At 49.5% G+C, this 12,789-nt stretch carries 12 protein-coding genes; 9 read left to right on the forward strand and 3 right to left on the reverse strand.

Annotated features, from left to right (window positions below):
* Positions 1-25 precede the first annotated feature (25 nt).
* From pdhA to ABD846_RS14495, 8 genes are all read left to right on the forward strand, one after another.
* Positions 26-1,018 (forward strand): pyruvate dehydrogenase (acetyl-transferring) E1 component subunit alpha, encoded by a 993-nt coding sequence (pdhA, locus tag ABD846_RS14460; RefSeq protein ID WP_344828596.1) that lies wholly within the window; start codon positions 26-28, stop codon positions 1,016-1,018.
* A 41-nt stretch (positions 1,019-1,059) separates the two neighbouring features.
* Positions 1,060-1,725 carry a tetratricopeptide repeat protein gene (locus ABD846_RS14465; RefSeq protein WP_344828599.1) on the forward strand — a complete coding sequence of 222 codons (666 nt, stop codon included), beginning with the start codon at positions 1,060-1,062 and terminating at the stop codon, positions 1,723-1,725.
* An 82-nt stretch (positions 1,726-1,807) separates the two neighbouring features.
* Entirely contained in the window at positions 1,808-2,305 is a 498-nt protein-coding gene (gene ribH / locus ABD846_RS14470; protein WP_344828602.1) for a 6,7-dimethyl-8-ribityllumazine synthase, read from the forward strand.
* Between the two features lie 9 nt (positions 2,306-2,314).
* On the forward strand, positions 2,315-3,049 hold the full coding sequence (locus ABD846_RS14475; protein ID WP_344828605.1) for a (Fe-S)-binding protein: 735 nt from the start codon (positions 2,315-2,317) through the stop codon (positions 3,047-3,049).
* Between the two features lie 90 nt (positions 3,050-3,139).
* Positions 3,140-5,128: a (E)-4-hydroxy-3-methylbut-2-enyl-diphosphate synthase gene (ispG, locus tag ABD846_RS14480; RefSeq protein ID WP_344828608.1), complete on the forward strand. Its 1,989-nt coding sequence runs from the start codon at positions 3,140-3,142 to the stop codon at positions 5,126-5,128.
* Positions 5,129-5,214: 86 nt separating this feature from the next.
* A complete protein-coding gene (locus ABD846_RS14485; RefSeq protein WP_344828611.1) occupies positions 5,215-5,889 on the forward strand; it encodes a peptidylprolyl isomerase in 675 nt (224 codons plus the stop codon).
* Positions 5,890-5,915: 26 nt separating this feature from the next.
* Positions 5,916-6,608 (forward strand): alpha/beta fold hydrolase, encoded by a 693-nt coding sequence (locus ABD846_RS14490; RefSeq protein ID WP_344828616.1) that lies wholly within the window; start codon positions 5,916-5,918, stop codon positions 6,606-6,608.
* Positions 6,609-6,617: 9 nt separating this feature from the next.
* The gene (locus tag ABD846_RS14495; protein ID WP_344828619.1) at positions 6,618-7,265 is read left to right on the forward strand and encodes a YdeI/OmpD-associated family protein; all 648 of its coding nucleotides are present in this window, start codon (positions 6,618-6,620) and stop codon (positions 7,263-7,265) included.
* Positions 7,266-7,267: 2 nt separating this feature from the next.
* On the opposite strand, the gene ABD846_RS14500 is transcribed toward ABD846_RS14495, so the two are convergent.
* Positions 7,268-8,218 carry a UDP-3-O-(3-hydroxymyristoyl)glucosamine N-acyltransferase gene (locus ABD846_RS14500; protein ID WP_344828622.1) on the reverse strand — a complete coding sequence of 317 codons (951 nt, stop codon included), beginning with the start codon at positions 8,216-8,218 and terminating at the stop codon, positions 7,268-7,270.
* Between the two features lie 52 nt (positions 8,219-8,270).
* Here ABD846_RS14500 and ABD846_RS14505 point away from each other — a divergent pair, with 52 nt between their 5' ends.
* On the forward strand, positions 8,271-9,086 hold the full coding sequence (locus ABD846_RS14505; protein ID WP_344828625.1) for an aminotransferase class IV: 816 nt from the start codon (positions 8,271-8,273) through the stop codon (positions 9,084-9,086).
* Positions 9,087-10,094: 1,008 nt separating this feature from the next.
* On the opposite strand, the gene ABD846_RS14510 is transcribed toward ABD846_RS14505, so the two are convergent.
* On the reverse strand, positions 10,095-10,388 hold the full coding sequence (locus ABD846_RS14510; RefSeq protein WP_344828628.1) for a GIY-YIG nuclease family protein: 294 nt from the start codon (positions 10,386-10,388) through the stop codon (positions 10,095-10,097).
* A gap of 259 nt (positions 10,389-10,647) precedes the next feature.
* The gene (locus ABD846_RS14515; protein ID WP_425568054.1) at positions 10,648-12,765 is read right to left on the reverse strand and encodes an endonuclease MutS2; all 2,118 of its coding nucleotides are present in this window, start codon (positions 12,763-12,765) and stop codon (positions 10,648-10,650) included.
* Between the last annotated feature and the right edge of the window lie 24 nt (positions 12,766-12,789).

Genomic DNA, 12,789 nt, shown 5'->3' on the forward strand with positions numbered 1-12,789 from the left:
AAATTCGCACAAATTTAGTAAAACTGTGCAGACTCAATTCAATAAGGAGACATACCTGTACTGGTATGAGAGCATGCTGTTGATGCGCCGCTTTGAAGAAAAAGCGGGTCAGCTATACGGTATGCAGAAGATTCGTGGATTTTGCCATCTCTATATAGGTCAGGAAGCGGTTGCGGCAGGTACGATGTCTGCCATTACCGATCGCGATAATATCATCACCGCTTACCGGGATCACGCTATTGCGCTGGCTAAAGGTATGAGCGCCAACGAATGTATGGCCGAATTATACGGTAAAGCCACCGGTTGCACGAAAGGCAAGGGCGGTTCCATGCACTTCTTCTCAAAAGAAAAGCGATTCTTCGGTGGTCATGGTATCGTAGGCGGACAAATCGGTCTCGGTGCAGGTATCGCGTTTGCCGAGCAATATAAAGGAAGCGACAGTGTAACACTTTGTTATTTCGGTGACGGTGCTGCACGCCAGGGCTTGCTGCACGAGAGCTTTAATATGGCTGTATTGTGGCAATTACCGGTTGTTTTCATTTGTGAGAACAATGGTTATGCAATGGGTACTTCCGTAGAGCGTACTTCTAAAGTTCCGGATATCTACCGTCTTGCGGATGGTTTCGATATGCCTGGCGACAGCGTGGACGGTATGAGCTGCGAAGAGGTACACAAAGGCATCGAGCGTGCCGTTCGCCGTGCGCGTGAAGGTGGCGGACCTACCTTCCTCGAGATCAAAACTTACCGTTTCCGCGGTCACTCAATGAGTGATCCGGCTAAATACCGTACCAAAGAAGAGCTGGAAACGTATAAGGAGAAAGATCCGATCGTTGAAGTGCTGAAAGTGATCCACAAAAACGGATGGGCTTCGGAAACAGAAATCGATGCAATCAATAATAAAGTACAGCAGGAAGTGGACGACTGTGTGAAATTCGCAGAGGAAAGCCCCTGGCCGGATGCCTCCGAACTGTACAAGGATATTTACGTGGATGATACGTACCCGTATATTACCGACTAATAAACCACACATCACTTCTAAAACTTAACAAACAACACCGAATGTCAACAATGCAATCAACTGAAGGCCTGTCGGCTATGGAAAAGTTCTCCGTTCTGTACGAAGAGAAAAAGAAATCCATCAATACGGCCCTGGCTGTTATCGTTCTGGCCGTAGGCGGTTTCTTCGCTTATAAATATCTTGTAGCCGGTCCTAAAGAAGAGAAAGCCGCGTTGAAAATGATGCGTGCGGAACAATATTATGCAATGGATTCTCTGAACCTCGCGCTGAACGGTGATGCGGCAAACCCCGGTTTCCTCCGTATCATCAAGCAATTCGACGGTTCTGCAAATGCAAACCTGGCACATTATTATGCCGCTTCCTGCTACATGAAAATGGGCGACAGCAAATCTGCACTGAAACACCTGCAGGATTTTGATGCACACGGAACAATCTTCGAACATCCGAAAGCAGGACTGCTCGGCGATATCTACATGGAGTCTAACGATACGAAGAAAGCTATCGATCAATACAAGACAGCTACTGCTGATGCGGACGACGATGTATTCACACCTATGTACCTGCAGCGTCTTGCGATTGCGTACGAAAAAAGCAATCAGACGGATGAAGCGATCAAAGCGTATAAACGTATCCGCGATGAGTATCCGCGCAGCCCTTCAGGCCGCGATGTGGAAAAAGCGCTCGCGCAGCTCGGAGTGCTGGATTAGTCAGATTACCTGTAAAAAAAATAATAACCTTAAGATCCCTTTCGAGAAATACGGAGGGGATTTTTTGTAAACCGCAACTGAAATGGCATTATCGTCTGAAAGCAGCACATTGCTGTCCCTTGAGCAGGTGGCTCAAATGAAAGAAGCGAAAGTCGCTATTGTATATACGGAATGGAATGATGCGATCATCCGGGAACAGCTCGCAGGCTGTCATCGCATACTCAAACAGGCGCACGCCATTTGTGTAGGAGAGTATTGTGTACCGGGAGCATTTGAAATTCCGTTTGCCTGCCGTCAGGTATACGAAACGAAAGCAGGCCGCGAAGAGTGTCCCGAAGCGATTATTGCTTTTGGCGCGGTGATCCGCGGTGGTACGCCTCATTTTGAATATGTATGTAAAGCTGTTACGGAAGGAATCACCCTGCTCAATACCAGCCTGAATATCCCCGTTATCTTCGGCGTGCTGACGCTGGATACCGAACAGCAGGCATGGGAGCGTCTGGGTGGCATACATGGTCATAAAGGCGAAGAAGCAGCTATCGCGGCGTTGAAAATGATACACTTTAACCGTTCTCTCTAAATTGTCAGGATGATCCAGGTTCAGTTGTTTATTCCCTGTTTTGTCGACCAGTTGTACCCCGAAACGGGTATGAATATGGTGCGCATCTTAGAACACCTTGGTTGTGTGGTACATTACAATGCCAGACAAACCTGCTGCGGCCAGCCTGCTTACAATGCGGGCTATACAGACGAAGCAAAGAACGTTGCACGCAAATTCCTGCACGATTTCGATCAGGACTTTTACATTGTCGCACCAAGCGGTTCCTGTACCGGCTATGTGCGCAGTTCATTCGACGAGATGTTTGCGGACAGCGCCGAACAGAAACAATGTAAAAAAGTAAAGGGCTACCTGTATGAATTCACCGAATTTCTCACGGATGTGTTGAAGGTGGAAAGCCTGGATGCTGCTCTTGCTGCACGTGTAACCTACCATGATGCCTGCGGCGCACTACGCGAATGTGGTATCAAGGAAGGCCCCCGCCGCCTGCTGTCGATGGTCAGAGGGCTGGAGCTGGTGGAGATGCAGGAGGCGCAAACCTGTTGCGGCTTCGGAGGTACTTTCGCCGTGAAATTTGAACCGATTTCGGTAGGGATGGCGCAGACAAAGGCAGAAAGTGCGCTCGAAACGGGTGCACGCTATATCGTTTCCACAGATGTCAGCTGTATGATGCATCTGCAGGCCTATATCGATAAGCAGCAATATCCGCTGCAAACCATCCATATTGCCGACCTGCTTGCGAAAGCCCTGTTCGCACAAGCCTGATCTTTATAAAAAATTTACGGAAACAGCGCCTGCTGCCTGAATGGAGCAGCCGCTGTAATCTGTAACTTTGAGTTCCGTATTCCCAGATATATGCTTCAATACTACAGCCCCTCGCTGACCCGATACTCCCGATTACTGACCCGCGAAGTACGCATCGGCGAACTCCTGCTCGGTAACGGACATCCGGTGCGCATTCAGACCATGACCACCACCGATACAATGGATACCGCGGCAACTGTTGCGCAGACCATCCGCTGCATCGAGGCCGGCGCAGAACTGGTGCGGATCACCGCTCCCAGCAAAAAAGAAGCGGAAAATCTGCTCGAGATCAAAAAGGCGGTACGTGCGGCCGGTTTCAATACACCCTTGGTTGCCGATATTCATTTCACGCCCAATGCTGCGGAAATAGCAGCCGGTATCGTGGAGAAAGTGCGCGTGAATCCGGGCAACTACGTTGATAAAAAGAAATTTGACTTTATTAATTATACCGATGCGGAATACCAGGCGGAAATAGAACGCATCCGCGATCGTTTCTTACCGCTGGTGCATTTGTGTAAGCAGCATGGTACCGCTATGCGCATCGGCACGAACCATGGTTCGCTTAGTGACCGGATCATGAGCCGTTACGGCGATTCCCCGGTAGGAATGGTGGAGAGTGCGCTGGAATTCCTGCGGATCGCACGGGACGAAAATTATCACCAGATCGTCCTGAGTATGAAAAGCAGCAACCCCCAGGTAATGGTGCAGGCTTACCGTTTGCTCGTTCAGAAGATGGACGAGGAATTCGGCGAATGCTATCCGTTGCATCTGGGTGTTACCGAAGCCGGGGACGGCGAGGATGGTCGTATAAAAAGCGCAGTGGGTATTGGTACTTTGCTGGAAGATGGTATCGGAGATACGATCCGCGTTTCGCTTACCGAAGATCCGGAGTTTGAAATTCCCGTTTGTCAGGACATTGTGCGCAAGTATGAAAAGCCGGCCGTGGTTTCTACATATGTTCCGGAAATCAGCAGTCTGCCGTATGATCCGTTTAATTACCGACGCAGGAAATCTGTGCCGGTCCGGAATATCGGAGGGACGCAGGTACCTGTAGTGATCGCCGATCTGAGCAAAACAGGCACCATCACACCACATACACTCGAAAGCGTAGGCTATCATTATGACGAAGCCAGCGATAAGTGGAATATTGCCGATCAGGCTGCCGATTATATTTTTACCGGACGCAGTATGCCCGCATTTGCTTTACCCGGCACACTGCGTGTGATTGTTTATGCAGATGCGTACACTGATGCGGCTGATAAACAAAAAGTGGTTCCGATCTTTGATCTGAAAGAATACGATTCGGTCGCCCGCAGTACAGAACTGAATTTTGTAATGCTCGATTGCTACAGTGAAGCCGGATTCGATGAAGCGCAACTGAAAAGAGTGGCTGAAGATACTACCGTGGTTTTATGCCTGAGCAGTACCAATGAAAATGCGATGCAGAGTATGCGTCGCATGGTTATGGAACTCATGCGCCTGAATATTCCATGTCCTGTGATCCTTATCGCCGACAGTAACGGGCATACGCCGGATGAGCATCTGGTAAAACTTGCTACGGATACCGGAGCGCTGCTGCTGGACGGATTCGGCGATGGTATCTGCCTGGGCTATACAGCTGATGCAACGATGGATAATATCCGTACGCAGGGCCGGACGTATCTGCCTGTAAAAGACATCAGTCAGTTTACCAACAATACTGCATTCTCCATACTGCAGGCAACACGTACGCGTATCAGTAAGACGGAATATATCTCCTGTCCGAGCTGCGGCCGTACCCTGTTCGACTTACAGGAAACCACGGCTAAAATCCGCGAAGCGACGCACCATCTGAAAGGCGTGAAGATCGCAATCATGGGGTGTATTGTAAACGGACCCGGTGAAATGGCGGATGCCGATTTCGGATACGTGGGCAGCGGGGTAGGGAAGATCACATTGTATCGCAACAAAGAAGTGGTGAAAAAAAATGTACCGAGCGAGATTGCTGTAGATGAGCTGATACAGTTGCTGAAGGACAACGGAGCCTGGGTGGACCGCTAAGTTTTTTCTGCCCCGTACTGTTATATAATTTGTCGGATTAGTATTAAATTGCCGGCCTTATATACCTGATTCAAAACATAAGCGATATGACGAAGAAATTAGTTTTAACGCTCTCAGCAGCCATGATGCTTGTTTCGGCCTGGGCACAACGTACTAAAGTCGCCATCACCACAGATTACGGACGTATTGTGATGGAACTTTACGACGAGACACCGAAGCATCGGGATAACATGATCAAACTCGCGAAGGAGCATTTTCTCGACAGTACTTTATTCCATCGCGTAATCCCTCAATTCGTGATCCAGGGTGGAGATCCCAACTCAAAACATGCAAAGCCGGGTGATATGCTCGGTAACGGTGAAGCCGGATACCTCGTGGATGCAGAGATCAACGATTCTGCTTTCCATAAATACGGAGCAGTAGGCATGGCCCGCGACAATAACCCGGCAAAGGCTTCATCCGGATGCCAGTTCTACATCGTTACCGGTAAAAAATATACCGATGATGAGCTGAATAATTTTGAAGCGCGTACCGGTAAAAAAATGCCCGCATCGCACCGTCAGGCATATAAGGCCATCGGCGGAACACCACACCTGGACGGAGGTTATACTGTCTTCGGGGAAGTGATCGAAGGAATGGATGTGGTGGAGAAAATATCGGCAGAGCCACGCAACAGCGCCGACCGGCCCAATAAAGATATCCGCATGTATAAGGTGGAGATCGTAAAACCTAAAAGAAAAAAATTCCTCGGACTGTTTTAGTCCGGGGTTTTTTATACCGACCGTATATGAAACAGATTATTTTACTGCATGGCGCCATCGGCGCAGCAGACCAGCTTGCGCCTTTGTCGCTGGAGCTGGAGCAAAAAGGATATAAGGTTCATAGCCTGAATTTTTCCGGTCATGGTAAAGAGCCATTCGCGACGCAATTCGGGATACAGCAATTTGCTGCAGAGGTATTTCAGTATATCCTGCAACACAATCTGGATCAGCCGGATATCTTTGGCTACAGTATGGGTGGCTATGTGGCATTGTGGCTGGCACGGGAAAAACCGGCATTGCTCGGTAATGTGATTACGCTGGCAACCAAATTTGCCTGGACGCCCGAAGCGGCAGTCAAAGAGTCCGGAATGATTGTGCCGGAAAAGCTGGAGGAAAAAGTGCCGCACTTCGCAGCTGCTTTACAACAGCGACATGGCGAAACCTGGAGAGAACTGCTCGCGCGTACCCGGGAAATGATGGTGCAATTAGGTGACGAACCGCTTTTAGCTGCCTCTTCGGTAGCGGCTCTGGGGAACAGGGTTTTGATGGGGGTAGGCGATTCGGATACGATGGTGTCGCTGGACGAAACACTGGCCATACGCAATAGTATCCCCGGCAGCAGTCTGTATGTATTACCACAGACACCGCATCCTATAGAGAAAGTACCGGTCGCACTCCTTGCTTCCCTGATTGCCGGGTTTGGTTCGGATACGAAATAAAACCAATCTATGTCACTTGCGAAAAAGCTGAAAATAAAAGAAGGTAACGAGCTCATCAGTCTGAATGCGCCGGAACCGCTTGCACGTGAACTCGCAACGTACGGAACACTGCATACAGCGCTTTCGGGGAAAGCTAAGCCCTGGATCATCTTTTTCGTAACGGATCGTCGTACGCTGGAACAGCAGATCGGCAAAGTATTTGCTGCTCTTGCTTCCGAAGGAATACTCTGGATTGCTTTCCCGAAGAAAAGTTCGGGCATACAGACCGACCTCAGCAGGGATCAGGGCTGGGAAATACTGGAGGGATTGCCGGCACAATGGTTGAACCTCATTGCGCTGGATGAGCAATGGAGCGCATTCTCGCTGCGAAAAACAGAAAAAGCAGGCGCGCTTACCACTCAACGACGAAAGGCAGATACCGCAGCTTCTCCCTACGTCGATACAGATAAAAAAATAGTGCGTTTACCCGATGATCTTGAGCAGGAGCTAAACAGGCATCCTGCTTTGCTGAAACAATATCACGCACTCGCGTACAGCCATCGCAAAGAATATGTGCTTTGGGTAAGCAGTGCCAAACGTGAAGAGACGCGCATTGCGAGGATATCGAAAATGATAGAAATGCTCGAAGCCGGTAAGAAAAATCCGAATGAGCGCTAGACCTATTCGGATGCCTTATTGATGCGGTTCCAAATTTCGGGTATCTGCTTCACCCAGAACAGTTCCTTCATTTTTTCTTTGGCGGGAGCCACCGGACTGCCGAAATAGGCCTGACCGCCCTCTATACTGGATGCAACGCCACTCTGGGCATTTACCACAGCCCCTTTACCGATAACAAGGTCCTTGCTTACGCCCACCTGGCCCCAAAGGATCACTTCGTCTTCTATGATAGCTTTGCCACCGATGCCTACCTGCGCGGCAAACAGGCAATTGCGGCCTATTACAGCACCATGGCCTATGTGGATATGATTATCAAGCTTGGTACCGTCGCCGATGATTGTGTCTCCGCTTACGCCCTTGTCAATAGTACATCCGGCGCCTATTTCCACGGAGTTCCCGATCAGCACGCGGCCGCAGCTTTCAAGTTTGTCGTACTGTATATCCCGTTCTTTACGGCGTTTGAAGTAGAATGCATCCGCGCCCAATACCGTTCCTGAATGGATGATCGCGTTATCCCCGATTTCGGTATAATCATAGATCGTTACGTTCGGATGGATCAGGCAGTTACGGCCGATCTTCACATGATTGCCCACAAACACACCCGGCTGCAGATGCGTGCCTTCGCCGATGGTGGCAGAGTCGCTGATCATCTTGTTTGCCGGCTCAAACGGACGGAAATGTTTTACGAGTTTCACATAAGCCGAGAACGGATCATCCGTTACAAGCAGCGTTTTGCCGGGAGGGCAGTCGACTTCCTTATTGATGATGATAACGGTTGCGGGGGAATACAGGCATTTGTTGTAATACTTTTCAAAGTCTACGAACGAAATGTCTCCCGGTGTCACCTTATGGATCTCATTGATGCCGGTGCACAGCTGCTCTTCATTTCCGATCAGCTTTGCTCCAATAAAATCTGCTACCCAGGCAACGGAAACCGGTTGTTCCAAACGCATAAAAATCTCTATTTTGTGCAAAAATAAGCCGCGGCGTCTAATGCAGGATAAAATGTTTTCAAATTGGAACGGAAGGATAACACCGGCTGCTGCCGCACCCTCTGCTTCGGTGGATGCGTTTCGCCTGCGTTACGGATTATATGAGACGTATCTCTGTCGTAACGGAAGTATAGAATATGCATCCCTGCATTGGCAGCGAATGCGGGAAGGTCTGAAGGTGTTAGGGTTCTCCGTACCGGCGGCGTTTTCTGAAAATTACCTTTATGACCAGATGCTTGCGACCATCGCAGCCTGCGGTCTGGCAGACCTGTGCCGCATCAGGGTACAGATATACACGGATTCGGAGACGGCTCCGTTTGAGCCGCAATGGATCATAGAAGTGTTTCCGCTCGCTGTATCTATGACACAATGGTTGTCCGCTGGCATCCGGCTGGCAGTACTGGACGATTTCGTACGGGATAACGATGCTACAGCTAATTTTAAGATCAGTCACAACCGCCACTTCCTGCCTGCGCGGGCGGCTGTAGAGGCTGGTGTTGCTGATGATGTGTTGTTGCGGAACGCTGCAGGCAACCTGGTGGAGAGCGCGATTGCCAACCTGTTCTGGATCAAAGACGGGTGTGTGTTTACGCCACCGCTGAGTGAAGGCTGCCTGGCCGGGACGATCCGCAAACTGATCATAGACCGACTGCAGGAACACGGTATCCCGCTTTCCGAACAACCTGCAACGGATATGGATCTGCTGTATGCGGACGAAATCTTCCTGAGCAATGGTATCCGTAAGATCCGATGGGTGCGCGAGTTTAACAGGCGTATTTACGATAGCGGATTCACGAGACGTTTATGCGATCTGTTGTTTGGGGAGTAAGTGTGCACTTGCTATTGCGCAACGCGTGCGTCTGTGATCATATCCCTTCGATCAGGTCGATGGATTGCTTCAGCCGCTTCTCTCCCGCTGTACCAGCGGTTCGTTCATCCGGCTTCGCAATGACGCGTTATGTTTGGATCTTTCGCAGGGGGGGCTTTACAGTGGCCAGTGCGGATGGCTGAGCTTATTGTGTCATTGCAAAGCGCATCGGCTTTATAGGTGACGCGCCGAAGCAATCTCAGTTTAACTCTGAGTTTAATTTCTTAAACATCAGTGCGAATAACTCTCTCTGCACGTAATTGCGAAGCGCATCGGGCATTGGGTGGGGCGCGCTGAAGCAATCTCAGCTCTCAACTCTCAACTCTGAGTTTGATTTCTTAACCACCAGTGCAAATAGCTAATTCTTCCGCGTCATTGAGAGGCGCATTGTGCATTAGGGAGTTGCTCCGAAGCAATCTCAGTTTCAACTCTGAGTTCAATTTCTAGTGCGAATAGCTAATTCTTCCGCGTCATTGCGGGGCGCATTGTGCATTAAGGGGCTGCGCCGAAGCAATCTCCGTTTCAACTCTGAGTTCAATTTCTAGTGCGAATAGCTAATTCTTCCGCGTCATTGCGAAGCGCATCGGGCATTGGGTGGGGCGCGCTGAAGCAATCTCCGTTTTCAACTCTGAGTTTGATTTCTTAACCACCAGTGCAAATAGCTAATTCTTCCGCGTCATTGTGAGGCGCATTGTGCATTAGGGAGTTGCTCCGAAGCAATCTCAGTTTCAACTCTGAGTTCAATTTCTAGTGCGAATAGCTAATTCTTCCGCGTCATTGCGAGGCGCCGGGTATTAGGGGTGGGTCGCGCCGAAGCAATCTCAGCTCTCAACTCTGAGTTTAATTTCTTAACCACCAGTGCAAATAGCTAATTCTTCCGCGTCATTGCGAGGCGCATCGGGTATTAGGGGTGGGTCGCGCCGAAGCAATCTCCCATTTTTTATCAATGAAGCTTATGGTTGTTTTGATTTATTGGATTTCATTCCATAGATCCACCCATTCCGGATTTGCTTCATTAATCAGATCAATTTTCTGTTTCCTGCTGCCACCTTTAAGCCTTTTTTCTTCTTGAATCGCCTCTGTAATTGTTTCAAAAATCCGGTAATAGACCAGTTGATCGCAATTATATTTTGCCGTGAAGCTGTTGGGATAATATTTGGTTTTGTGCTGATCTATGCGTTTGGGCAGATTGGATGTTACGCCCAGATATAGTACACTCCTGTTTTTATTGCAAAGAAGGTACACGTAGCCTGCTTTTTTCATGCTCGTCTTTTAAGTTCTGTCAATTAGTATATGTCGTCAGGTTAAGGGATTGCTTCAGCCGCTTCTCTCCCGCTGTACCAGCGGTTCGTTCATCCGGCTTCGCAATGACGCATTATGTTTGGATCTTTCGCATCCGGCTTTACAACGGCCAGTGCGAATAGCTAATTCTTCCGCGTCATTGCGAGGCGCATTGTGCATTAGGGAGTTGCGCCGAAGCAATCTCAGTGTTTAAGTCTGAGGTGCGTGGAAGCCAGTCAGTTTATTTTTTCTTCTTTGCATTCGGTTCTGTGCGCTTGCGCACTACCACCCAATCTTCCAGCTGCACATTGAACGGCATTTTGCCGATCTGCACGACCGCCGATTTTTCGCGGATCTCCGTAAGCGTGCCTACCTGGTGATTCACTTTATGCCGCACCAGGTCGCCGATCTTCGCGTCTCCGCCAACCAGCTCAAAGCTCTTATCTGCCTTCTTCGCTGCGCTCTGGTTCATCTGTATCTGCCGCTTCTTAAACAGCACGTTCTCCGCATTTTTGATTACCTCTCCCTTGTTCTCAGATTTCTTCCAGTCGATGATGATCTGTTTGAAGTTGCGTTCCATTTCCCGCAGGTAGTCCAGCTCCTCCTTCTTGATCTTATTCTGCAGCTTCAGCACTTCCTGCTCCTGCTGACGGCGTTCACGGTCGTTCAGGTACTGGAATTCTTTCTTCAGGTCTTCATTTTCCTTAATGAGCTTCTGTAATTCCTTTTCTTTATTGCCCAGCTTCTGCGCCTGCTGTTCGGTTTGCAGCAGCATCTTGTCCAGCTTAAAGTGGTTGCGCTCCGTGAGCTGGCGTGCGCGGTCGATGAGTTTTTTACTGAGTCCGCTGCGTTGAGCAATGGCAAATGTGTAGGAGCTGCCCGGTTTGCCGATGTTCAGCTGGTACAGCGGCTCCAGTTTCTCTTCGTCGAACATCATTGCGCCGTTCACAATGCCTTTCACTTTCCCTGCCATTACTTTCAGGTTCAGGTAGTGCGTGGTGATAATACCCAGAGCATGCTTCGCTGCCAGTTCTTCTACAATAGCCTCGGCAAATGCTCCTCCCAGGTTCGGGTCGGAACCACTTCCGAGTTCGTCTATAAAAAACAGCGTCTTGCCGTTTGCAAAATCCATGAAGTATTTCATGTCCCGCAGGTGCGCGCTGTAAGTACTCAATTCGTGTTCTATCGACTGCGTGTCGCCGATGTGGATCATGATCTGGCGGAAAATGCCCATCTCGGAAGAGGGGTCCGCGGGAACCAGCAGTCCTGCCTGCAGCATCATCTGCAACAGTCCCACTGTCTTCATTGTTACCGTTTTACCGCCTGCATTCGGACCGGAAATGATCAGGATGCGCTGTTCCGGATCAAGCTTTACGTAGGTGGGTATTACCGGCTTCTGCTGCTTCAGGTTGTTCAGCAGCAATAAGGGATGATAGGCTTTTACTAGGTTTACCGTCGGATGATTGCTGAGGCGCGGCATAAAAGCGTTCATGTCGATGGCCAGCAGTCCCTTGGCACGGATAAACTCATACAGTCCGCAGAGCTGATAATACGAAAACAGCTGCGGCTGGTATACTGAAAGCATTTGGGTGGTATCGTTCAGGATACGGCGGATCTCCCGCGATTCGGAGCGCTCCAGCGAGAATACCTCATTGTTGAGTTCAATGGTTTCTTCGGGCTCTATAAATACCGTACGTGAGGTGTCGCTCTCTCCGTGCAGAATACCTTTTACGATGCGTTTGTGTTCAGCATGGATGGCTACCGTCCTGCGACCGTTCAGAAATCCTTCGGATATATCAGCCAAATAGCCTTGTTTTCCGAGCTTGCGCAGGATGCTTTCAAACATCTTACGGAGCTGCTGCCTTTTCGCAGCAAGCTCTGTACGGATATGCATCAGGTCGCGTGAGGCATTGTCGCGGACATTTCCCTGTTCGTCGATCACCGCTTCCACTACAGATGCGATTTCCTTTTCGTAAGTGATTTTCTCGCACAGGGCTTCTATCTGCGGAAACAAACCTTTGTGATTTCCAAACCAGGTGAGGATATTGCGGATATTCAGCGCAAGCTCTTTCATGAACAGCAATTGCTGGCCCGAAAGCGTGGCTCCTTCAATTGCAAGCAATTGCAACTCCTTTTCCACGTTCCGGGTAAAGTCGTTCGGGAAATAATCTCCGGTCTGCAGAATAGAGCGGAACTCGGATGCCTGCAACAATGCACGCTCGATGAAGTCGATCTTGGAGTTGAACTTCAGTGCGCGCACACGTTCTTTCGCAGCATCGCTGCGGCATTTTTCAGCTAAAAGAGTTTTGATCTTCTCAAATTCCAGCGATTCGCTTGCGTTGGCCGGATATAATTGCAGCATATTTTATTATCGTTCGGCAAG

Source organism: Rurimicrobium arvi (assembly GCF_039540495.1).
Taxonomy (GTDB): Bacteria; Bacteroidota; Bacteroidia; order Chitinophagales; family Chitinophagaceae; genus Rurimicrobium; species Rurimicrobium arvi.

Coding starts and splice junctions, on each gene's coding strand:
- ABD846_RS14485 (WP_344828611.1), top strand. CDS start 5,215: ATGACGAAGAAATTAGTTTTAACGCTCTCAGCAGCCATGATGCTTGTT.
- ABD846_RS14475 (WP_344828605.1), top strand. CDS start 2,315: ATGATCCAGGTTCAGTTGTTTATTCCCTGTTTTGTCGACCAGTTGTAC.
- ABD846_RS14495 (WP_344828619.1), top strand. CDS start 6,618: ATGTCACTTGCGAAAAAGCTGAAAATAAAAGAAGGTAACGAGCTCATC.
- ribH (WP_344828602.1), top strand. CDS start 1,808: ATGGCATTATCGTCTGAAAGCAGCACATTGCTGTCCCTTGAGCAGGTG.
- ispG (WP_344828608.1), top strand. CDS start 3,140: ATGCTTCAATACTACAGCCCCTCGCTGACCCGATACTCCCGATTACTG.
- ABD846_RS14465 (WP_344828599.1), top strand. CDS start 1,060: ATGTCAACAATGCAATCAACTGAAGGCCTGTCGGCTATGGAAAAGTTC.
- ABD846_RS14490 (WP_344828616.1), top strand. CDS start 5,916: ATGAAACAGATTATTTTACTGCATGGCGCCATCGGCGCAGCAGACCAG.
- ABD846_RS14505 (WP_344828625.1), top strand. CDS start 8,271: ATGTTTTCAAATTGGAACGGAAGGATAACACCGGCTGCTGCCGCACCC.
- ABD846_RS14510 (WP_344828628.1), bottom strand. CDS start 10,388: ATGAAAAAAGCAGGCTACGTGTACCTTCTTTGCAATAAAAACAGGAGT.
- ABD846_RS14500 (WP_344828622.1), bottom strand. CDS start 8,218: ATGCGTTTGGAACAACCGGTTTCCGTTGCCTGGGTAGCAGATTTTATT.